Consider the following 20,465-nt stretch of genomic DNA (forward strand, 5'->3'; position numbering starts at 1 on the left):
GTCTTGATGGCGCAAGCGCGCGGCGCGCGCAATGGCGGCGGCTCAGGCCAGCGCGTTCTCGATCACGCGGACGGCGCCCTGCCCGTCGACCAGCGCCACGTCGAAGCGCATCTCGGTGAGCGTCCCGGCGGCGTGGGCGCCGGCATATTCCTCGGCCGCGGCGCAGAGCCGGGCGATCTGCCGCGGCCCCAGATGCGACAGCGCGCGGTCGAAATCGCGCGAGGTCTTCACCTCTACGAACACGATCGTGTCGCCGTCGCGCGCGATCAGATCGATCTCGCCGGCCCGGCCGCGCCAGCGGCGGGCGAGGACGGGCATACCGCGGCGTTCGTAGTCGCGCACGGCCGCGTCCTCGGCAGCAAGGCCGGCGTGATAGCCGGTGGTGCCGCGCGCACGGCGGTTGCCGGTGCTCATGCGTCGCGCTCCGGCGTGTCGTCCTCGGCCGAGAGGCGCATTGCGGCCTGGTAGACCTGCCGCCGCTTGACGCCCAGCGCGCCCGAGACGCTGTCGGCGGCGTCGCGCACCGACATGGTGGTCAGCGCGTCGCGCAGCGCGTCCTCGATCGCGGTGTCGCCGACTTCGGTCGGGGTGCCGCGCCCGACCAGCACGACGATCTCGCCCTTGGCGGGCGCGTCGGCGTAGTGGGCGGCCAGCGTGTCGAGCGTGCCGCCGCGCAGCTCCTCGAACTTCTTGGTGATCTCGCGGCAGACGGCGGCCTCGCGCGCGCCGCCCAGTACGGCGGCGGCGTCGGTCAGCATTGCGTCTAGGCGCCGGGGCGATTCGTAGAACACCAGCGTGCCGGGGATGGCCGCGACCTCCTCGAGTGCGCGGCGGCGGGCCTTGGCGGCGTTAGGCAGGAAGCCCGCGAAGAAGAACCGGTCGGTCGGCAGCCCCGCCATTGTCAGCGCCGCGACCACGGCCGAGGCGCCGGGCGCGGTGGTCACCGCCAGCCCGTCCGCCCGCGCGGCGCGGGCGAGGTCGAAGCCCGGGTCGGAAATCGTCGGCGTGCCGGCCTCGGACATGTAGGCGACGGCGCGGCCGGCGGCGATCTCGGCCAGCAGGCGGGGGCGCATCTTGGCGCCGTTGTGCTCGTGGTAGGACAGCAGCGGACGGTCGGCGAGGTCGATGCCGTGCAGCTGCGCCAGCCGCCGAAGGCTGCGCGTGTCCTCGGCCGCGAGCACGTCGGCCGCGCGCAGAATGTCCAGCGCGCGCAACGTGATGTCGCGCGCGTTGCCGATCGGCGTCGCCACCAGGTAAAGCCCCGCGGAAAGCCGCCTTTCGTCCGGATTCGTCATTGGACCCCTACGTGCAACCGGCTATGATCGAGCCGCGTTTACATGTGGCACGCCCATCCCATGACAAACAACGAGGGAGTTTCCCCCATGCCCGCCCTGCCCTTCCCGCTGCGCAGGCTGCTGCGCCCGCTTGCAGCCCTTGCCGCGGCCGCGACGATCGCCGCCTGCGACGTCGCGCTTCCCGAGACCTCGGGCCAGACGGGCGGCCCCGCGTCCTCCGGCCAGCCGGTGCAGGTGGCGCTTCTGGTGCCGCGCAGCGACGCGAGTGCCGGCTCGATCGCCGTGGCGCTGGAAAACGCGACGCGCATGGCGATCGCCGACAACCCGGGCAGCCGGATCGACCTGCGGGTCTACGACACCGCCGGGAACGCGTCGACCGCCGCCGCGCGCGCGCAGCAGGCCGTCGACGAGGGCGCGGACGTCATCCTCGGGCCGCTCTACGGCGAGGCGGCGAACGCCGCGGGCCTTGCGGTGGCCGACGAGGGCGTGAACGTGCTGAGCTTCTCGAACAACCCGTCGATCGCGGGCGGCAACGTCTTCGTGCTGGGCACCACCTTCGACAACACGGCGCAGCGGCTGCTGACCTATGCCGCAAGCCAGGGGCGCGACAGCGTCGTCGTCGTGCACTCCGACGACGTGCCGGGCCAGGTGGGCCGCGTCGCGGCCGAACGCGCAGCCGCGCGTGCAGGGCTGAACGTCATCGCCTCAGAGGGCTACCCCCTGTCGGTCGAGGGCGTCGCCGCCACCGCGCAGCGCGCCCGTGCCTCGGCCGAGGCGGGTGCCGACACGGTGTTCATCACCACCGACGCCACCAACGCGGCCATGCCGATGCTGCTGCAGATGCTGCCGGAAAACGGCCTAGCGCCCGCGAAGGTGCAGTATATCGGCCTGACCCGCTGGGACGTGAAGCCCGAGCTTTACAACCTGCCCGGCGCGCGCGGCGCGTGGTTCGCCGTGCCCGACCGCAGCCGCCAGTCCGGGTTCGAGGGGCGCTACGCCCAGACCTACGGCAGCGCGCCGCACCCGCTGGCGGGTCTCGGCTACGACGGGATCTCGGCGATCGCGGCCAGCGCGTCGCGCAACGGGGTCCCGGCCAGCGCGCTGACGCGGGGCAGCGGCTTCGACGGTGCGACGGGCCGGTTCCGGCTGGGCGCCGACGGCTCCAACCAGCGCGCACTCGCCGTGGCGAGCATCCAGAACGGACAGGTGATCATCGTTGACCCCGCTCCCAGCAGCCTCGGACGCGCCGGTTTCTGAACCGGCCGCACCGCGGCACCCTGACGACCTCATCGCGCCGGCAGCCGATATCCTCGACCTGCCGGCGCTGCGTGAATCCCTGTTCGCGTCGCTGCCCGCCGGCGGCGACGAGATGGCGATCCGCCAGGCGACGGTGAAATGCCTGCGCGAGGCGGTCGAATCCGGCCGCGCCGCAATCGCCGAGGCCTTCGCGCGCGACCCCTTCGCCGCGCGGCGCACCACGCGGTCCTATCGCCACGTGGTCGATTGCGTCGTGCTGCTGACCTTCGAGATCGCGACCGAGCGGCTGCACCGCAAGCCGAACCCGACCGAGGGCGAACAGCTGGCCGTCGTGGCGGTCGGCGGCTACGGGCGGGGCGAAATGGCGCCGTTCTCGGACGTCGACCTGCTTTTCCTGACGCCCTACAAGATCACCGCCTGGGCCGAGAGCGTCATCGAGTCGATGCTCTACATCCTGTGGGACCTGAAGCTGAAGGTCGGGCACGCCTCGCGCACGGTGAAGGACTGCCTGCGGCTGGGGGCCGAGGATTTCACCATCCGCACCGCGCTGTTGGAGACCCGCTTCCTTGCGGGCCGCGAGGCGCTGGCAGACGAGCTCGACGCGCGGCTGTGGTCGGACCTGTTCGAGGGCACCGCGCGCGACTTCATCGCAGCCAAGCTGGAGGAACGCGACGCCCGGCACGTCAAGCAGGGCGAACGCTACATGGTCGAGCCCAACGTGAAGGAGGGCAAGGGCGGGTTGCGCGACCTGCAATCGCTGTTCTGGATCGCCAAGTACGTTCACCACGCCGACGACCCGGCCGAACTGATGCGAAAGGGGCTGTTCCGGCTCGAGGAATACGAGACCTTCGTCGCCGCCGAACGGTTCCTGTGGGCGGTGCGCTGCCACCTGCACCTGGCGTCCGGCCGCGCCAACGAGCAGCTGACCTTCGACATGCAGGTCGAGATCGCCGCGCGCATGGGCTATTCCGATCGCCGCGGACGCCGGGCGGTCGAGCTTTTCATGCAGGACTATTTCCGCCACGCCACCGCGGTGGGCGACCTGACGCGCATCCTGCTGGCGGCCCTCGAGGCCGAGAACACCAAGGATGCGCCGCTGATCCTGCGGATCCTGAAGCGCCAGCCCCGCACCAAGCCCGGCTACCGGGTCGAGCGCAACCGCCTGGCCATCGTCGACGACGCGGCCTTCCTGTCGGACAAGCTGAACATGCTGCGCCTGTTCGAGGAGGCGCTGCGCACCGGGCTGCTGATCCACCCCGACGCGATGCGGCTGGTGAAGGCCAACCTGCACCTCATCGACCGCGAGCTGCGCGAAAGCCGCGAGGGCCGGCGCATCTTCCTCGACCTGCTGCTGAAGCACGGCAATCCCGAACGCGCCCTGCGCCGGATGAACGAGCTTGGCGTGCTGGCCGCCTTCATCCCGGAATTCGCGCCGGTCGTGGCGATGATGCAATTCAACATGTACCACCACTACACGGTGGACGAGCACACCATCCAGTGCATCCGCACCCTGTCCGAGATCGAGCACGGCGAACTGGAAGAAGAGCTGCCCGTCATCAGCCGCATCGTGGCCGACGGCGTGAACCGCAAGGTGCTGTACGTGGCGCTGCTGCTGCACGACATCGGCAAGGGCCAGGACGAGGACCACTCGGTCTTGGGTGCGCGCATCGCCCGCACGGTGGCGCCGCGGCTGGGGCTGAAGAAGGCCGACGTCGCGACAGTTGAATGGCTGGTGCGCTACCACCTGCTGATGTCCGACATGGCGCAGAAGCGCGATATCGCCGACCCGCGCACGGTGCGCGACTTCGCCAAGGCGGTGCAGACGGTCGAGCGGCTGGACCTGCTGTCGGTGCTGACGGTCTGCGACATCCGCGGCGTGGGTCCGGGTGTCTGGAACAACTGGAAGGGCGCGCTGATCCGCGCGCTCTATCGCCAGACGCGCCGCGCGCTCGAGGACGGGATGGAGGCGCTCAACCGCGAGAACCGCGGGGCCGAGGCCAAGCGCCTGCTGCGCGAACGCCTCGCCGGCTGGGACGCGCGCGAGATCAAGACCGAGACGACGCGCCATTACGAACCCTACTGGCAGGGCCTGCACGTCACCGCGCACGAGGTCTTCGCCCGCCTGCTGCGCGACATCACCGCCGACGAGATCGGCATCGACATCCACCCCGACGAGGATCGCGATGCCACCCGCGTCTGCTTCGCCCTGCAGGATCACCCTGGCATCTTCTCGCGCCTCGCGGGCGCGCTGGCGCTGTCGGGAGCGAACGTGGTCGACGCGCGCACCTTCACGACCAAGGACGGCTACGCCACCGCCGCGTTCTGGATTCAGGACGAGGACGGCAGCCCCTACGACCCGCACCGCCTCGACCGCCTGCGCGAGACGATCCGCAAGACGCTCGCCGGCGAGGTCGTGGCCCGCAAGGCGATCGAGCCGAAGGAGAAGTTCCGCAAGCGCGAGCGCGCGTTCAGCGTGCCCACGTCGATCACCTTCGACAACGACGGGTCCGAGATCTTCACCATCATCGAGGTCGACACCCGCGACCGGCGCGGGCTGCTCTACGACCTGACGCGCACGCTGGCCGCGCAGAACATCTACATCAACTCGGCGGTGATCGCGACCTACGGAGAGCAGGTGGTCGACACGTTCTACGTCAAGGACATGTTCGGGCTGAAGCTGCATTCCGCGGTCAAGCGCGACCTGATCGAGAAGAAGCTGCGCGAGGCGATCGAGGCCGGCAAGGAGCGTGCGCGCAGCTGATCCAGGCATCGCGCGGGCCGCTGCGGCGGCAATCCGCGCAAGCCGCCGACAAACGACCGGCGCCCCGCGCGGACAGCCTTCCCGGAGCGCGGGCTTCCGTCTAATCCATTGCGGAAAAGGGAGTCCGCCTTGAAACCTGTCCGCCTGCTCTCGGGCATTCTGACCGTGGGCGTCTGGACGATGCTCAGCCGCGTGCTGGGCGTCGTGCGCGAGATCATGATCCTGGCGCTGATCGGCCCCGGACCGGTGATGGACGCCTTCGTCGCCGCGTTCCGCCTGCCCAACATGTTCCGCCGCTTCTTCGCCGAGGGCGCGTTCAACGCCGCGTTCGTGCCGATGTTCTCGAAGAAGGTCGAGGCCGACGAGGCGCCGCTGGTCTTCGCGCGCGACGCGCTGAACGGGCTGGTCACGGTTCTGATGACGCTGACCGGCCTTGCGCTGGTCTTCATGCCGGCGCTGGTCTACGCGACGGCGGGCGGCTTCGCGGGCGACGAACGCTTCGACCTGACCGTGGCCTTCGGGCGGATCATGTTCCCCTACATCCTGCTGATCTCGCTTTCGGCAATGCTGTCGGGCGCGCTGAACGCCACCGGGCGCTTCGCCGCGGCAGCGGCGGCGCCGGTGCTGCTGAACGTGCTGGTGATCGCCGCGCTGGCGATCGCGCCGCACGTGGGCGGCGACGCGATCCTGTGGCTGATCTGGACCGTGCCGGTGGCGGGCGTGGCGCAGCTTGCGCTGGTCTGGGTCGCGGCCGAACGCGCGGGCCTGCGCATCCGCCCCGGCCGCCCGCGCCTGACGCCGGACATGAAGCGGCTGGTGGTCGTCGCCGTACCCGCCGCGCTGGCCGCGGGTGTCATGCAGGTGAACCTGCTGGTGGGCCAGCTGGTCGCCAGCCATTTCGAGAAGGCCGTGGGCTGGCTCTACGCCGCCGACCGTCTGTATCAGCTGCCGCTGGGCGTGGTGGGCATCGCCATCGGCATCGTCCTGCTGCCCGAATTGTCGCGCCGTCTGAAGGCCGAGGACGAGGCCGGCGGCCGCGCCGCCCTGTCGCGCGCGGGCGAGCTGTCGCTGGCGCTGACGGTGCCCTGCGCGGTGGCGCTGATGGTGGTGCCGCTGCCGATCGTGTCGGTTCTGTTCCAGCGCGGCGCGACCGGCCCCGACGACGCGGCGGCGATCGCGCTGGCCGTGGCGATCTACGGTCTCGGGCTGCCCGCCTTCGTGTTGCAGAAGGTGCTGCAGCCGATCTTCTTCGCCCGCGAGGATACCAAAAGCCCGTTCCGCTACGCGGTCGTGGCGATGGTCGTGAACGCCGCGCTCGCCATCGGGCTGGCGCCGGCGATCGGCTGGATCGCGCCTGCCATCGCGACCACCGCGGCGGGCTGGATCATGGTCGCGCAGCTGTCGATCGGCGGCCGCCGCTTCGGCGAGGTGGCGCGCTTCGACTCGCGCTTCGGCGGGCGGCTGTGGCGGATCATCGCGGCTTCGGCGATCATGGGCGCCGCGCTGTGGGTCATGCAGCTGTGGCTGGGCGGCCTGCTGGCCACGCCCGGGTTGCGCTACGCGGCGCTGGCGATCCTGATCGGCGCCGGAGTCGTGGTCTACGCCATCGCGGGCCAGGCGACCGGCGCCTTCAACCTGGCCGAGATGCGCGCCACCTTCGCCCGGAGACGCGCATGACCGTGACGCCCCTGATCACCGCCGCCGAAGGCTTTCCCGCCCTCGAAAGGCTGATCCTGGGTGCGCGCGACACGCTGCTTCTGTCGTTCCGGGTGCTCGACCCGGACACCCGGCTGCGCTCGGCCGAGGCGCGCGAGAAGGGCCTACAGGACTGGGGCGACCTGATCGCGGACGCGGGCGCGCGCGGCGTCGCGCTGCAGATCCTGGTCACGGATTTCGACGCGATCTTTACGCGCGACCTGCACCGCCAATCCTGGCAGAACGCGACGCGCTTCGCCGCGCAGGCGGCGGGACGCACGCAGATCCTGTGCGCGCCGCACGGCCAGCGCGCCGGGCCGCTCTGGGCTGTGCTGATGCGGCGCAAGGTGGGCCAGGCGCTGCGCGCGATACGCCGCGCGGACGGGTCTACCCTGACGCCGGTCGAGCGTGCCATCCTGAAGGCCGGCCCGATCCTGCGGCCCGCGACGCTGCACCAGAAGTTCGCGATCGCCGACGGCGTGCGCAGCATCATCGGCGGCCTCGACGTTGACGAGCGGCGCTACGACACGCCCGGCCACGACTGTGCGTCGGACGAGACGTGGCACGACGTCTCGCTGGCGATCGACGACGCGGATTTCGCGGCGGTGCTGGCGGCGCATTTCACCGAGTGCTGGAACGACGCGCTGGAATGCGGCGCACCGGACCTGGACACCGGGGCGACGCCGCTCACGGTTACAGCGCCGCCGCCGCTGCCCGACGACCTTTCGCTGCTGCGCACCCGCTCGATCCAGTGTGCCGGCGTCGCGCGGCTGTCGCCCCGGCACCACCTGACCGAACACGCCGACGTCCTGCCGCGGCTGATCGCCGAGGCGCGCGACAGCCTCTACATCGAGACGCAGTTCCTCCGCGACGCCGGCATCGCCGAGGCACTGGCCAAGGCCGGGCGCGACAACGAGGCGCTGAACCTGGTGATCGTGCTGCCCGCGGCTGCCGAGCGCGTGCTGTTCGACGGCGACCACGGCTGGGACGCGCGGCACGCCCATGGGCTGCAGATGCGCGCGATCGAACGGCTGCGCGCGGCATACGGCGACCGGCTGGCGGTGATGACGACGGTGCAGCCGCGCCCCGCCAATACGGACGAGCCCGAGGTGCAGGGCGCGCCGCCGGTCTACGTGCATGCCAAGGTGATGCTGGTCGACGACGCGGTGACTGTGGTCGGTTCGGCGAACCTCAATGGCCGGTCGCTCTACTGGGACACCGAGGCCTCGGCCGTGGTGCGCGATACGGGCCTGACGACGACGTTGCGCGACCGGCTGGCCGGGATCTGGCTGCGCGACGCGGCAATGCCCGGCCCGGCGCGCGCGGCGCACTGGAACGCCGTGGCGCAGGCGGATGCCAAGCGCGATCCCGATGCGCGCAAGGCGCTGGTGCTGCCGTTCCCCCGCGAACGCGGGCACCGCTTCTCGTGGCGCATGATCGGGCTGCCCGACGCGATGTTCTGACGCTCAGCCCCGGCGCAGCCGGTCGAGCAGCCGGTGAAACCCGCCCGGCACCAGCACGATGGTCAGCGCGAAGCCCGCGACGAAGCCTGCCACGTCCGCGACCCAGTCCAGCCCGCCGCCGAACAGCACGCCGAAGACCAGCTGAATCCCCAGCAACACCCCGATCAGGGAAAACGCCCGGACCTGCTGCGCGCCCATCTGGCCAAGCCGCACCCACAACAGGTAGGTGAATGCGCCGATCAGCCCGTAGACCGGCGGGAACGCCCCGAATAGCGGCTGCGTCGTACCCGGCAGCGCGGTGAAGACCAACGCACCGCCCAGGGCCGACACGAAGAACACCGCGACCATAGCCGTCCCGCCGATCGTCTCTGCCACGATCTTGCCCAAAGCCAGCAGCATGACGGCGGCGAACAGCGCATGGGTGAAGCCCGCGTGCACGAACGGGTAGGACAGCAGGCGCAGCAGGTGCTCGGGCGGATAGCGCCCGGTTTCGACCATCCAGCGCAGGATCTCGGGCGAGAAGGCGTAGCGCTCGATCGCGGCAAGGCGCCATCCCACGGCCTCGGGGCCGCCCAGCAGGCCGCGCGCGCCCAGGCCGAAGACGGCCTCGATCCCCACGATGACCAGCGCCAGCGCGACCACCGCCGGCGGCAGCGGGTTGACCGGGTTCTCGTTGTGCGGATGCACCATGGGCTGGCCTCTTTCTTGACGGCGTGGCGGGCCACCAGTAAGCCACAGCGGCCCGAGTTTCCAGACGGAGTACCCCATGTCCGACGCCACGCCCAACGCCGCCTTCGCGCCGCGCGTCTTTTCCGGCATCCAGCCGTCCGGCGAGCTGACGCTGGGCAACTACCTGGGCGCGATGAAGCGCTTCGTCGACATGCAGGAGGACGGCGGCTACCAGACGATCTACTGCATGGTCGACCTGCACGCCATCACCGTCTGGCAGGACCCCGCCAAGCTGACCCGCGCCACGCGCGAGCTGTGCGCCGGATTCATCGCCGCCGGCATCGACCCCGAGAAGTCCATCCTGTTCAACCAGAGCCAGGTGCCCGAGCACGCGCAGCTGGCCTGGATCTTCAACTGCGTCGCTCGCATGGGCTGGATGAAGCGCATGACCCAGTTCAAGGACAAGGCCGGCAAGAACGCCGAGAACGCCTCGCTGGGGCTGTTCGGCTATCCCGCGCTGATGGCGGCGGACATCCTGGTCTACCACGCGACGCACGTGCCGGTGGGCGAGGACCAGAAGCAGCACCTGGAACTGACGCGCGACATCGCGGCCAAGTTCAACCACGATTACGGCGTGGATTTCTTCCCGCTGACCGAGCCGGTGATCGAGGGCGCGGCCACCCGCGTCATGTCGCTGCGCGACGGGTCCAAGAAGATGTCGAAGTCCGACCCGTCGGACATGAGCCGGATCAACATGACCGACGACGCCGACGCCATCGCCAGCAAGATCCGCAAGGCCCGCACCGACCCCGAGCCGCTGCCGTCCGAGGCGAAGGGGCTGGATGACCGCCCCGAGGCGCGCAACCTCGTGAACATCTACGCCGCACTGGCGGACCAGTCGGTCGATCAGGTGATGAGCGAGTTCGGCGGGCAACCGTTCTCGGCCTTCAAGCCGGCGCTGGCCGACCTGGCAGTGGCCAAGCTGTCACCCATTTCGTCCGAGATGGCGCGCCTGATGGAGGACCCCGCGCAGATCGACGCGATCCTGCACCGCGGGTCCGACCGCGCGCGCGAGATCGCCGCACCGGTGCTACGCCAGACCTACGACATCGTCGGCATGGTGCGCTGACGGGGGTCAGGCCGAAGGCGTCGCGTCGATCCGGGCGCTCAGCCGCAGCGCGTGGCTGGGATCCTGCGCCACCGCAGGCATGACCGGATCGTAGACGGCGCGGATCAGCGCGCCGATCTCGGGGCGCAGCACGACGCGGCCGTCCTCGAGCTGGCCCAGGGGCGAGCGGTCGGTGAAGGCGGTGTCGGACCACAGCACCATGGTCTGCACCACCTGGCTCAGCGCCAGCGTCTCGGCCGGCAGGGCGGACAGCGTGTCGTCCATCCGCAGGAAGACGAAGCAGGCGCGGATGGCGCCGTCGCGGTCGAAGCGGAACACGCGGTACTGGTTCGCTCCGGCCTCCGACAGGCGCTGCACCAGCGGGCTCAGCCCGTCGATCAACCGGTCGAGATCGGGCACCTGCAACAGCTCCTCCCACTCGCGGAAGAAGAATACCATCACGTTGGCGCCAAGCTCGGGATCGGTTTCGGCCATCTGGTGACCGGCGAGCGCGCAGAGCGCCTCGAACGCACCCTTGACGACGCCCAAGGTCGCATCGTCGACACCGAATACGATGGGCGCGATGGGCCGGCCCCAGCGCGCGCAAAGGTAGCTGCCGTCCGAGCGGGTGAACAAGGCGGCGATCTCGTCCGACGTCATGGCTCGTCTCCGAACAGGTCCGTCTGGCCGGGCGCCGCGGGCATCGGCAGGCCCAGATGCGTCCAGGCGCGGCGGCCCAGCATGCGCCCGCGCGGCGTGCGCTGCACCAGACCCTGCTGCAGCAGGAAGGGCTCGACCACCTCCTCCAGCGCGTCGCGGCTTTCGCTGAGGGCCGCGGCCAGCGTCTCGATCCCCACCGGACCGCCGGAATAATGCTCGGCCATCAGCGACAGATAGCGCCGGTCGGCGCCGTCCAACCCCAGCGCGTCGACGCCCAGCCGCGTCAGCGCCCGGTCCGCCAGCGCCTGGCTGACCACGCCTCCACCCTCAACCACGGCGAAGTCGACGACGCGGCGCAGCAGCCGCCCGGCGATCCGCGGCGTCCCGCGCGAGCGCTTGGCGATCTCGTGCGCGCCGTCGCCCTCCATCCGCACGCCCAGCTTGACCGCGTTGCCGCGCACGATGCTTTCCAGTTCCTCGACTGTGTAGAAGGTCAAACGCGTCGGGATGCCGAAGCGGTCGCGCAGCGGCGTCGTCAGCAACCCCAGCCGCGTCGTCGCGCCCACCAGCGTGAAGGGCTGCAGCTCGATCCGGACAGTGCGCGCGGCCGGCCCCTCGCCGATCACGAGGTCGAGCTCGAAATCCTCCATCGCCGGGTATAGCACTTCCTCGACCGCGGGGTTGAGGCGGTGGATCTCGTCGATGAACAGGACGTCGCGCGCCTCGAGATTGGTCAGGATCGCGGCGAGGTCGCCCGCCTTGGCCAGCACGGGACCCGAGGTCATGCGGAAACCCACGCCAAGCTCGCGCGCCATGATCTGCGCCAGCGTGGTCTTGCCCAGGCCCGGCGGGCCGAAGAACAGCGTGTGGTCCATCGCCTCGGCGCGGTGGCGGGCGCTGTCGATAAACACCCGCAGGTTGGCACGCGCCTCGGCCTGGCCGACGAAATCCGCCAGCATCTGCGGGCGCAGGGCGCGGCCCATCTCGTCGGCCTGGTCCTCGGGCAGGGGCGCGGCGCGCAGGGTGGGATCGGGGTCGGTCATTCGGGCGCCTTACTTCGGGGCCAGCAGGCGCAGCGCGGCACGGATCAGCGTGGCGGTGTCGGCGTCGGGCGTCTGGTCCAGCGCCTCGGCCACGGCGCGCGCGGCCTCGGACGGGGCATAGCCCAGATTGGACAGCGCCGAAAGCGCCTCGGCCCGGCCCGAGGGGGCGGCGCGCGCGGGCGGCGGCGGCAGTGCGGCGCCCGGCGCGTCGTCGATGACCGAGGCGTCGGGGGCCGAGACCGCCTGTTCGCCCATCGCCATGACCGTGGGCGCCTTGTCCCGCAACTCGTTCACCACGCGCTGCGCTGTCTTGGGGCCGATCCCCTTCGCCGCCTTGACCGCGTTCCAGTCGCCCAGCGCGATCGCGCGGCTGACACCGTCGGCGCCCAGCGTGCCGAGGATCGCCAGCGACGCCTTGGCGCCCACCCCCTGCACACCCATCAGCAGCCGGTGCCATTCCTTCTCGACCAGCGTGGGGAAGCCGAAGAGCTGCAGCAGGTCCTCGCGCACCAGAAGGTCGGTCCACAACGCCGCCGCCTCGCCGGCACGCGGCAGCGCTGCCAGCGTCCGGTCCGAACAATAGACCACGTAGCCCACGCCGCGCACGTCGATCAGCACGTGATCGTCGCCCTTGTACTCGATGCGGCCCGCGATGCGCCCGATCATGCCTTGATCCGCAATGCGCTGGCGCCGGCATATCGCGCGTGACAGATCGCGATGGCCAGCGCGTCGGCGGCATCGGGCCCGGCCAGCTTCGCGCCCGGCAATTGCATCAGCACCATGTGTTCCACCTGCCGCTTGTCCGCGTGGCCGACGCCCACGACCGTCTTCTTGACCTTGTTGGGCGCGTATTCCCCGATCGGCAGGCCGAACTGCGCGGGCACCAGCAGCGCGATGGCGCGCGCCTGGCCCAGCTTCAGCGTCGCCACCCCGTCCTTGTTGACGAAGGTCTGCTCGACCGCGGCCTCTTGCGGCAGATAGTGGCGGAACACCTCCGAGAGCTGTCCGTGCAGCGACAGCAGCCGGTCGGCCAGCGCCGCGCCGCCGGCGGACGAGGTCTGGCACAGCCCGTTCGCCACGTGCCTGATTCGGTTTCCGTCGACCTCGATGACGCCCCAACCGAGGGATCGAAGCCCCGGATCGATGCCCAGAACCCGCATTGCCGCCCCATTCGAATTATTTTTTTCACCGCTAGCACGAAACGCGAACACAGGCCAAGGTTAATGCGGCGCGATCCGAAAACGACACGCACTTTTCCACAGCCGACACGCGCCGGAAAACGACGTCTGAAACCGGCACTTCGGGCCTTGGATGCGACACCCCTTTCATGCCGATTTTTCCATATGTAACAGACCATTAACAGGACACACTGCCGCGGCGAGGCGACCCGCGGGGCGGTGTCGATTTTCGCCCTTGCGGCGCGAAATACGCCCTCCTAGATCGGGTGGACGACGGCACCGCCCAGCCCGCAAGGAGACCCGCCATGTCCACGTTCGAAACCAACCGCCCCTATGCCAGCGCAGGCTCGGCCGGCCGCATCGGCTCGATGTTCCTGTCGGCGTTCAACATCTTCGCCGCCTGGAACGACACGCGCGCGACGCAGACCAGCCTCGATCGGCTCAGCGACCGCCAGCTGGACGATATCGGCCTGCACCGGGGCGAGCTTCCCCGCCTGCGCAAGCCCTGAGACCAGGCGATTGTACGTACCAAGGCCGCGCCGGAAATGACCGGGGCGGCCTTCTTGCGTCGTGACGCGCGGTCAGGGCAGCAGCGGCCGCATCCAGTCCGCGACTCGCGCGGTCAGCGGATCCACCTGCATCAGCAGCGCGCCCGCCCGCTCGACCCCGTTGCCGGTGACCAACTCGGCGCGCTTGGCCTCGTAGGCTTCGGGGCCCATGCCGGACAGGATCAGCACCTTGATCCCCAGCGCGCCCACGAAGGCCAGCGCCAGCGGCCGCCAGACGGCGGGCCGCGCGCGCTGGATCGGCGTCTGCAGGATCACCCCGGACCGGTCCAGCCGCGTCACGTAGCCCGAGGCCATGCGAAGGTGCTTGCGGCGCACCGTGCTGCACCGTTGCTCGAATCGTCGCTGTGCGTCGTCCATAGTCGCCTCGTCGCTCCGGCCCCACCGGATCAGGCGACATTGACGCCGCTTTGCGGCAGCATTTGGGCAGAAAGCCGGTATTTTAGGTAAACCCGGTTCAGTTGCCCGGTTTCTGCAGCGTCAGCGTCGCCCAGTCGCCGATCGTGTCGCGGCGCATCAGCGGGACGCCGGCGGCCTCGTAGGCCTCGACCACCTCGTCCACCTGGCGCGTCAGCAGGCCCGACAGGATCGCGTGCCCGCCCGGCGCGAGGTTCGCCGCCATGTCCGGTGCCAGGTCGATCAGCGGCTGCTTGAGGATGTTGGCGAAGACCAGGTCGAACGGCGCGCGGGCGGCCAGGTCGGGGTGGTCGAAGCCCGTCGCCTCGACGCAATGCACCCGGCCCGACAGACCGTTCGCATCGACGTTGGCCTGCGCCACCTCGACCGCGACGGCGTCGATGTCCGACGCCACCACCGCGCCGCTCCAGATCCGCGCGGCGGCCATCGCCAGCACCGCCGTGCCGCAGCCGATATCGGCGACGTTGCGCCCCTCGAACCCGCCCGAGGCGAGACGGTCGAGCGCCTCGAGACAGCCCTGCGTCGTGCCGTGGTGCCCGGTGCCGAAGGCCATCGCCGCCTCGATCAGCAGCGGCTGGGATCCCTCGGGAATCTTGTCGGCGTCGTGGCTGCCATAGACGAAGAAGCGCCCGGCCACGACGGGCGTCAGTTCGCGCCGGACCTTGTCGACCCAGTCGGTGTCGGGCACCTTCGAGACGACGAAATCCGCGGCCTCGAACGCGCGGGCCAGCAGCGTCAGCTCGATGTCGTCGGGCGGCTCGAGGAAATAGCCGCCGACCTCCCAGGTGCCCGACCCGTCCTCGATCTCGAACACGCCGACGCCGGTGGGTTCGGGGTCGAGCGATTCCATCGCCTCGCCCAGCGCCTCGGCGGCCTCTTGCGACCGGAGTTTCGTGAAGGCGGTGTAGGTGGTGGGCATCGCGTCCTCCGCTGGCTGATGCGGCGCAGATGGCAGCAAAGCCGCCGCGCCGCAAGCCTCACTCGGCGGGGGCGGCGGGCATCAGTCGGGCGAAGACGGTCTCGTTGCCGGGCTCGGGGTGGCGCGGGATCATCAGCGCCAGCGCCAGCGACGTGGCCGCCATCATCGCGGCCAGCCCGAACACCGCGCCGGGCGAGACCAGCCAGAGGTAGCCCAGCGAGGCGGGCAGGAACACGGCGGCGATGTGGTTGATCGTGAAGGCGACGGCGGCGGTGGGGGCGATGTCCCGGGGATCGGCGATCTTCTGGAAGTAGGTCTTCAGCGCCAGCGCCAGGGCGAAGAAGATGTGGTCGACCACGTAGAGCGTCGCGGCCAGCACCACGCCCCAGCCGAACCAGTAGATGCCGCCATAGGCCATGAAGACCACGACCAGCCCGACATACTCGACCGCGAGCGCGTTGCGCTCGCCGAAGCGGTGGACGACGCGGCCGAAGATCGGGGCGAGGATGATGTTGGCGACGAGGTTGATCAGGTAGAGCGACGTGATGTGGTGCACGTCGAAGCCGAAGCGCTCGACCATCATGAAGCCGGCGAAGACGGTGAAGATCTGCCGGCGGGCGCCCGACATGAATTGCAGCGCGTAGTACAGCCAGTAGCGGCGGCGCAGGACGAATTCCTTGGTCTGCGGATGCGGGCTTTCGAACTGGGGGAAGGCGAACCAGCAATAGGCGACGATGATCAGCGTCAGGCTGCCCGCGCTGACGTAGACGAAGGTGTAGGACAGGTCGAACGCGCGCCAGGTCAGCACGATGGCGACGTAGGCGACCAGCGTCGCGGCGGACCCGACGGCCAGCAGCAGGCCCAGCATCTGCGGCGCGCGGTGCTTGGGCAGCCATTGCAGCTGCAGGCTCTGGTTCACGGTCTCGTAGTAGTGGAAGCCGATCGAGCTGAGGAGCGTGACGAACAGAAGCCCGCCCATCGTGGGGAACTGCGCGGTGATCGCGGTGGCGACGCCCAGAAGCGCGAGCGAGACCAGCGCGATGGTCTGCTCGCGCATGACGAAGAGAAGCAGGATCACCGCGATGGCGAGGAAGCCCGGCACCTCGCGGACGGTGTGGAGCCAGCCGATGTCGGCGCCGTCGAACTGTGCGGCCTCGATGACGAAGTTGTTCAGCAGCGCCGACCAGGTGGCGAAGCTGAGGGGCATGGCGATGGCCATGAGGAACAGCAGCGTCACAGGGCGGCGCCAGACCGGCAGGCCCCGGGCCTCGGACAGAGGGACGGGAGACATGATTCCGCTTTAGGCCCTTTCCGCGACCTTGGCGAGAGGCCTTGAAGGGCCCGTCCGAAAAAGCGCGGCGCGGACGTGTCCCACGATGGGACAGGTCCGCGACCTAGAAAAATCAATGGCTTGCAGAGACGGATTCAGAATCCGTTAGGAATTGCCCCGGCGCGGGCAGCTCAGGTGCGGATGCGCCACCCGGTGCGGAAGATCCACCACAGCACGGTCAGGCACAGCGCGGTGAAGCCCGCGATGGCCAGCAGGCTGAGCCCCACCGGTACGTCGGCCATGCCGAAGAACGACCAGCGGAAGCCCGAGATCAGGTACACCACCGGGTTGAACAGCGCGATGGTCTGCCACGCCTCGGGCAGCATCGAGATCGAGTAGAACGAGCCGCCGAGGAACACGAGCGGCGTGACGATCAGCAGCGGGACGAGCTGCAGCTGCTCGAAGTTCTCGGCCCAGATGCCGATGATGAAGCCCAGCAGCGCGAAACTGACGCAGGTGAGGATCAGGAAGGCGAGCATGGCGAAGGGGTGCGCGATCTGCACCTCGACGAACAGCGCGGCGGTGCCCAGGATCACCGCGCCGATGAACAGCGCCTTGGTCGCCGCGGCGCCGACGTAGCCCGCGACGATTTCCAGGAAGTTCACCGGGGCCGAGAGCAGTTCGTAGATCGTGCCGATGAACTTCGGGAAGTAGATGCCGAAGCTGGCGTTCGAGATCGCCTGCGTGATCACCGACAGCATGACCAGACCCGGCACGATGAAGGCGCCGTAGCTGACGCCCTCGACCTGGTCGATGCGGCTGCCGATGGCGGCGCCGAAGACCACGAAGTAGAGCGAGGTCGAGATCACCGGCGAGACGAAGCTTTGCCCCAGCGTCCGGAAGAAGCGCGACATCTCGAACAGGTAGATCGCCCGGATCGCGCCGAAATTGATGCTGCCGCTCATGCCGCGCCCTCCTGCCGTTCGTGGACGAGTCCCACGAAGATGTCTTCCAGGCTGTCCTGCGCGGTCGAGACGTCCCGCACGGCCAGCCCCTCGGCCGTGAGGTCCGCCATGAGGCGCGCGATGCCGCTGCGCTCGGACCCGGTGTCGTAGGCGTAGACCAGCGTGGCGCCGTCGTCCTCGAGCGTCAGCCCGTGATGGGCGAGACCGGCGGGAATGGCGTCGAGCGGCCGGGCGAGGTCGATGCGCAGCGTCTTGCGCCCCAGCCGGGCCATCAGCGCGGCCTTGTCCTCGACCAGCAGGATGCGGCCGGCGCTGATGACGCCGATGCGGTCGGCGATGGCCTCGGCCTCTTCGATGTAGTGGGTGGTCAGGATGATGGTGACGCCGTCGGCCTTCAGCTCGGCCACGGTTTCCCACATGTCGCGGCGCAGCTCGACGTCGACGCCGGCGGTGGGTTCGTCGAGGAACAGCACGCGCGGCTCGTGCGCCAGCGCCTTGGCGATCAGCACGCGGCGCTTCATGCCGCCCGACAGCGCGCGGATCGGCGTGTCGCGCTTGTCCCACAGCGACAGCTTGCGCAGGATCGCCTCGATCTTCGCCTCGTCGGCGGGCAGGCCGAACAGCCCGCGCGAGAAGCGCACGGTGCGGATCACCTTCTCGAACGGCTCGAGGTTGACCTCTTGCGGCACGAGGCCGACCAGCCGCCGCGCGGCGCGGTAGTCGCGCACCACGTCGTGGTCGCCGACGGTGATGCGGCCGCCCGAGGGCACGGTGATGCCGCAGATCGCCGAGATCAGCGTCGTCTTGCCCGCGCCGTTGGGGCCGAGCAGGGCGAGGATCTCGCCTTCGCGGATGGACAGGTCGACGCCCTTGAGCGCCTCGAACCCGTCGTCGTAGACCTTCCGCAGGCCGGTGATGTCGACCATCGCCATGATTGAGACGTCTCCTGTTTGCGCCAACATGGTGCGCCGGGCGCGCCGCCGCAATCCATTGCCTGCGCACACTCGACCCGCGCCTGGCGCGCAGGCCGGCGCCTTAGCGGGCGCCCTCGCGCACGGTGTCGATCATCAGCTGCACGTTCTCGGGGTCGGCATCGGGCGTGATGCCGTGGCCGAGGTTGAAGATGTGCGGGCCGTTCGACAGCGCCTTCACGATGGCGCGCGTCTCGCGCACCAGATCGTCGCCGCCGGTGACCATGTGCTTGGACGCGAGGTTGCCCTGCACGCAGCCCGAGGGCTGGACGTGCCGGGCGACCCATTCGGCGCTGACGCTGTCGTCGACGGCGACGCAATCGGCGCCGGTCGCCTCGTGGAAGCCGATATACTTGTCGCCCGCCTGGCGCGGGAAGGCGATGACCGGAAGGCCCGGGTGACGGCGCTTAAGCTCTTGCGTGATGCGGCGCGCGGGTTCCAGCGCGTAGCGGTCGAAATCGTCGCCCTTCAGGCTGCCGGCCCAGCTGTCGAAGATCTTCACCACCTCGGCGCCGGCCTTCACCTGTTCGGACAGGTACTCGATCGTGCCCTCGGTGATGCGGTCGATCAGCGCCTCGAAGACCGGGCGGTTTTTGTCCTTGAGCGCGTGGGCGGGCGCCTGGTCGGGCGTGCCCTGCCCGGCGATCATGTAAGTGGCCACGGTCCAGGGCGCGCCGGCGAAGCCGATCAGCGTCGTCTCGGCCGGCAGGTCGCGCGACAGGCGGCGCACGGTCTCGTAGACCGGGTGCAGCGTGTCGTGGATGGCCGAGACCGGGTTCAGCGCGTCGAATTCTCCTTGGGTCGTCACGGTGGTCATCCGCGGGCCTTCGCCGGTGACGAACCACAGGTCGACCCCCAGCGCCTGCGGCAGCAGCAGGATGTCGGCGAACAGGATCGCCGCGTCGAAGCCGTAGCGGCGGATCGGCTGCAGCGTCACCTCGGCGGCAAGCTCGGGGTTGTAGCACAGCGACAGGAAATCCCCCGCCTGCGCGCGGGTGGCCTTGTATTCGGGCAGGTAGCGCCCCGCCTGGCGCATCATCCAGATCGGCGGCGTCGGCAGCGGCTCGCCCGCCAGCGCGCGCAGGATCGTCTTGGTCATGTGCTCGTCCCTTCCCGTGTCGGCAACAGGCGTCCCCCGTCGGGCCACCGGTGTCAAGCTGCGGCTGTAAAGACGGGCATTGTCAGGCTGGCGTGACGGGACTAAGCCTTGGGCATGACGCTCCGTTTGCCCTCCCCCGCCTCGCCGCTGAAGATCGGAACCCGCGGCTCGCCGCTCGCGCTGGCGCAGGCGCACGAGACGCGCGCGCGCCTCGCCGCCGCGTTCGACCTGCCCGAGGCGGCGTTCGAGGTGGTGGTGATCAAGACCACCGGCGACGACCGTTCGATGATCGCCGCGGACCGGCCGCTGAAGGAGATCGGCAACAAGGGGCTGTTCACCAAGGAGATCGAGGAGGCGATGATCGCCGGCCGCATCGACATCGCGGTGCACTCGATGAAGGACATGCCGACCGAGCAGCCCGCGGGGCTGATGCTGGATTGCTACCTGCCGCGCGAGGACACGCGCGACGCGTTCATCTCGCCCCACGTCACCACGATCCACGACCTGCCCACGGGTGCTGTGGTGGGATCGAGCTCGCTGCGGCGGCGGGCGCAGCTGCTGAACCGGCGCGCCGACCTGCGCGTGGTCGAGTTCCGCGGCAACGTTCAGACGCGCCTGAAGAAGCTGCACGACGGCGTAGCGCAGGCGACGTTCCTGGCCATGGCGGGGCTGAACCGGATGAACATGACCGAGGTGCCGAAGACCCCGATCGCGCCCGAGGACATGCTGCCCGCGATCGCGCAGGGCGCCATCGGGATCGAGCGGCGCAGCGACGACGACAGCGCGGCCGAGATGCTGGCGGCGATCCACGACACCCCCACGGCGCAACGGCTGGCGGCGGAACGCGCGTTCCTCGCGCGGCTCGACGGGTCGTGCGACACGCCGATCGCGGGGCTGGCGGAGCTCGACGGCGACACGCTGCGGCTGCGCGGCGAGATCTTGCGCCCCGACGGATCGGAAGCCCAGGCGGGCGAACGCAGCGGGCCGGTGGCCGACGGCGCCGCGATGGGCCGGGACCTCGCCGACGAATTGCTGAGCCGCGCCGGCCCCGGCTTCTTCGACTGGCGCGCCGCCTGAGCGACGCGTGATGGGACGGCGGGCGGGGCGAGGTCCCGGCCGCACGGCCGGG

20 protein-coding genes are annotated in these 20,465 nt (G+C 70.0%); 7 read left to right on the plus strand and 13 right to left on the minus strand.

The window, feature by feature from the left end:
- Positions 1 to 42: 42 nt before the first annotated feature.
- Both ACFDTC_RS02880 and rsmI read right to left on the minus strand, forming a co-directional pair.
- Entirely contained in the window at positions 43 to 414 is a 372-nt protein-coding gene (locus tag ACFDTC_RS02880; RefSeq protein WP_375257361.1) for a YraN family protein, read from the minus strand.
- On the minus strand, positions 411 to 1,295 hold the full coding sequence (gene rsmI, locus ACFDTC_RS02885; RefSeq protein ID WP_375257362.1) for a 16S rRNA (cytidine(1402)-2'-O)-methyltransferase: 885 nt from the start codon (positions 1,293 to 1,295) through the stop codon (positions 411 to 413). The genes ACFDTC_RS02880 and rsmI overlap by 4 nt, the downstream gene beginning before the upstream one ends.
- Before the next feature lie 87 nt (positions 1,296 to 1,382).
- On the opposite strand from rsmI, the gene ACFDTC_RS02890 reads away from it, so the two are divergent.
- From ACFDTC_RS02890 to ACFDTC_RS02905, 4 genes are all read left to right on the plus strand, one after another.
- Positions 1,383 to 2,552 (plus strand): penicillin-binding protein activator, encoded by a 1,170-nt coding sequence (locus tag ACFDTC_RS02890; RefSeq protein ID WP_375257363.1) that lies wholly within the window; start codon positions 1,383 to 1,385, stop codon positions 2,550 to 2,552.
- Positions 2,512 to 5,313: a [protein-PII] uridylyltransferase gene (locus ACFDTC_RS02895; RefSeq protein WP_375257364.1), complete on the plus strand. Its 2,802-nt coding sequence runs from the start codon at positions 2,512 to 2,514 to the stop codon at positions 5,311 to 5,313. Before ACFDTC_RS02890 ends, ACFDTC_RS02895 begins: the two co-directional genes overlap by 41 nt.
- 129 nt (positions 5,314 to 5,442) lie before the next feature.
- A complete protein-coding gene (gene murJ / locus ACFDTC_RS02900) occupies positions 5,443 to 6,990 on the plus strand; it encodes a murein biosynthesis integral membrane protein MurJ (RefSeq protein WP_375257365.1) in 1,548 nt (515 codons plus the stop codon).
- On the plus strand, positions 6,987 to 8,471 hold the full coding sequence (locus ACFDTC_RS02905) for a phospholipase D family protein (RefSeq protein ID WP_375257366.1): 1,485 nt from the start codon (positions 6,987 to 6,989) through the stop codon (positions 8,469 to 8,471). Before murJ ends, ACFDTC_RS02905 begins: the two co-directional genes overlap by 4 nt.
- A gap of 3 nt (positions 8,472 to 8,474) precedes the next feature.
- Here ACFDTC_RS02905 and ACFDTC_RS02910 read toward each other — a convergent pair whose 3' ends face one another.
- Positions 8,475 to 9,161 (minus strand): rhomboid family intramembrane serine protease, encoded by a 687-nt coding sequence (locus ACFDTC_RS02910; protein WP_375257367.1) that lies wholly within the window; start codon positions 9,159 to 9,161, stop codon positions 8,475 to 8,477.
- 76 nt (positions 9,162 to 9,237) lie between these two features.
- On the opposite strand from ACFDTC_RS02910, the gene trpS reads away from it, so the two are divergent.
- Positions 9,238 to 10,269, plus strand: a complete 1,032-nt coding sequence (gene trpS / locus ACFDTC_RS02915) for a tryptophan--tRNA ligase (protein WP_375257368.1) — start codon at positions 9,238 to 9,240, stop codon at positions 10,267 to 10,269.
- 6 nt (positions 10,270 to 10,275) lie between these two features.
- On the opposite strand, the gene ACFDTC_RS02920 is transcribed toward trpS, so the two are convergent.
- The 4 genes from ACFDTC_RS02920 to ruvC are packed head-to-tail and all read right to left on the minus strand — an operon-like array spanning position 10,276 to position 13,111.
- Positions 10,276 to 10,908, minus strand: coding sequence for a hypothetical protein (locus tag ACFDTC_RS02920; protein WP_375257369.1), 633 nt, complete (start codon positions 10,906 to 10,908; stop codon positions 10,276 to 10,278).
- Positions 10,905 to 11,951 (minus strand): Holliday junction branch migration DNA helicase RuvB, encoded by a 1,047-nt coding sequence (ruvB, locus tag ACFDTC_RS02925; protein WP_375257370.1) that lies wholly within the window; start codon positions 11,949 to 11,951, stop codon positions 10,905 to 10,907. Before ruvB ends, ACFDTC_RS02920 begins: the two co-directional genes overlap by 4 nt.
- Before the next feature lie 9 nt (positions 11,952 to 11,960).
- Complete coding sequence (ruvA, locus tag ACFDTC_RS02930) at positions 11,961 to 12,617, minus strand: Holliday junction branch migration protein RuvA (protein WP_375257371.1); 657 nt, start codon at positions 12,615 to 12,617, stop codon at positions 11,961 to 11,963.
- The gene (gene ruvC / locus ACFDTC_RS02935) at positions 12,614 to 13,111 is read right to left on the minus strand and encodes a crossover junction endodeoxyribonuclease RuvC (RefSeq protein WP_375257372.1); all 498 of its coding nucleotides are present in this window, start codon (positions 13,109 to 13,111) and stop codon (positions 12,614 to 12,616) included. Before ruvC ends, ruvA begins: the two co-directional genes overlap by 4 nt.
- Positions 13,112 to 13,434: 323 nt before the next feature.
- Between ruvC and ACFDTC_RS02940 the strand changes: the two genes are divergently transcribed.
- Complete coding sequence (locus ACFDTC_RS02940; RefSeq protein WP_375257373.1) at positions 13,435 to 13,638, plus strand: DUF1127 domain-containing protein; 204 nt, start codon at positions 13,435 to 13,437, stop codon at positions 13,636 to 13,638.
- A gap of 72 nt (positions 13,639 to 13,710) precedes the next feature.
- Here ACFDTC_RS02940 and ACFDTC_RS02945 read toward each other — a convergent pair whose 3' ends face one another.
- From ACFDTC_RS02945 to hemE, 6 genes are all read right to left on the minus strand, one after another.
- Positions 13,711 to 14,055, minus strand: coding sequence for a hypothetical protein (locus tag ACFDTC_RS02945; protein WP_375257374.1), 345 nt, complete (start codon positions 14,053 to 14,055; stop codon positions 13,711 to 13,713).
- 97 nt (positions 14,056 to 14,152) lie between these two features.
- Complete coding sequence (locus tag ACFDTC_RS02950) at positions 14,153 to 15,031, minus strand: 50S ribosomal protein L11 methyltransferase (protein ID WP_375257375.1); 879 nt, start codon at positions 15,029 to 15,031, stop codon at positions 14,153 to 14,155.
- Between the two features lie 58 nt (positions 15,032 to 15,089).
- The gene (locus ACFDTC_RS02955) at positions 15,090 to 16,322 is read right to left on the minus strand and encodes an MFS transporter (RefSeq protein ID WP_375257376.1); all 1,233 of its coding nucleotides are present in this window, start codon (positions 16,320 to 16,322) and stop codon (positions 15,090 to 15,092) included.
- 170 nt (positions 16,323 to 16,492) lie between these two features.
- On the minus strand, positions 16,493 to 17,254 hold the full coding sequence (locus ACFDTC_RS02960) for an ABC transporter permease (RefSeq protein ID WP_375257418.1): 762 nt from the start codon (positions 17,252 to 17,254) through the stop codon (positions 16,493 to 16,495).
- Between the two features lie 8 nt (positions 17,255 to 17,262).
- Entirely contained in the window at positions 17,263 to 18,198 is a 936-nt protein-coding gene (locus ACFDTC_RS02965) for an ABC transporter ATP-binding protein (RefSeq protein ID WP_375257377.1), read from the minus strand.
- Between the two features lie 103 nt (positions 18,199 to 18,301).
- Entirely contained in the window at positions 18,302 to 19,336 is a 1,035-nt protein-coding gene (gene hemE, locus ACFDTC_RS02970) for a uroporphyrinogen decarboxylase (protein ID WP_375257378.1), read from the minus strand.
- A gap of 114 nt (positions 19,337 to 19,450) precedes the next feature.
- Here hemE and hemC point away from each other — a divergent pair, with 114 nt between their 5' ends.
- Positions 19,451 to 20,413, plus strand: coding sequence for a hydroxymethylbilane synthase (gene hemC, locus ACFDTC_RS02975; protein WP_375257379.1), 963 nt, complete (start codon positions 19,451 to 19,453; stop codon positions 20,411 to 20,413).
- The last annotated feature ends 52 nt before the right edge of the window (positions 20,414 to 20,465 follow it).

Source organism: Citreimonas sp. (assembly GCF_042096055.1).
Taxonomy (GTDB): Bacteria; Pseudomonadota; Alphaproteobacteria; order Rhodobacterales; family Rhodobacteraceae; genus Citreimonas.

Bases quoted from the DNA above. Each gene is read 5' to 3' on its own strand.
- ruvA (WP_375257371.1), bottom strand. From the start codon at position 12,617: ATGATCGGGCGCATCGCGGGCCGCATCGAGTACAAGGGCGACGATCAC.
- ruvB (WP_375257370.1), bottom strand. From the start codon at position 11,951: ATGACCGACCCCGATCCCACCCTGCGCGCCGCGCCCCTGCCCGAGGAC.
- hemC (WP_375257379.1), top strand. From the start codon at position 19,451: ATGACGCTCCGTTTGCCCTCCCCCGCCTCGCCGCTGAAGATCGGAACC.
- ACFDTC_RS02905 (WP_375257366.1), top strand. From the start codon at position 6,987: ATGACCGTGACGCCCCTGATCACCGCCGCCGAAGGCTTTCCCGCCCTC.
- ACFDTC_RS02890 (WP_375257363.1), top strand. From the start codon at position 1,383: ATGCCCGCCCTGCCCTTCCCGCTGCGCAGGCTGCTGCGCCCGCTTGCA.
- ACFDTC_RS02955 (WP_375257376.1), bottom strand. From the start codon at position 16,322: ATGTCTCCCGTCCCTCTGTCCGAGGCCCGGGGCCTGCCGGTCTGGCGC.
- trpS (WP_375257368.1), top strand. From the start codon at position 9,238: ATGTCCGACGCCACGCCCAACGCCGCCTTCGCGCCGCGCGTCTTTTCC.
- ruvC (WP_375257372.1), bottom strand. From the start codon at position 13,111: ATGCGGGTTCTGGGCATCGATCCGGGGCTTCGATCCCTCGGTTGGGGC.
- ACFDTC_RS02940 (WP_375257373.1), top strand. From the start codon at position 13,435: ATGTCCACGTTCGAAACCAACCGCCCCTATGCCAGCGCAGGCTCGGCC.
- hemE (WP_375257378.1), bottom strand. From the start codon at position 19,336: ATGACCAAGACGATCCTGCGCGCGCTGGCGGGCGAGCCGCTGCCGACG.
- ACFDTC_RS02880 (WP_375257361.1), bottom strand. From the start codon at position 414: ATGAGCACCGGCAACCGCCGTGCGCGCGGCACCACCGGCTATCACGCC.
- ACFDTC_RS02965 (WP_375257377.1), bottom strand. From the start codon at position 18,198: ATGGCGATGGTCGACATCACCGGCCTGCGGAAGGTCTACGACGACGGG.
- ACFDTC_RS02950 (WP_375257375.1), bottom strand. From the start codon at position 15,031: ATGCCCACCACCTACACCGCCTTCACGAAACTCCGGTCGCAAGAGGCC.
- ACFDTC_RS02910 (WP_375257367.1), bottom strand. From the start codon at position 9,161: ATGGTGCATCCGCACAACGAGAACCCGGTCAACCCGCTGCCGCCGGCG.
- ACFDTC_RS02945 (WP_375257374.1), bottom strand. From the start codon at position 14,055: ATGGACGACGCACAGCGACGATTCGAGCAACGGTGCAGCACGGTGCGC.
- rsmI (WP_375257362.1), bottom strand. From the start codon at position 1,295: ATGACGAATCCGGACGAAAGGCGGCTTTCCGCGGGGCTTTACCTGGTG.
- ACFDTC_RS02920 (WP_375257369.1), bottom strand. From the start codon at position 10,908: ATGACGTCGGACGAGATCGCCGCCTTGTTCACCCGCTCGGACGGCAGC.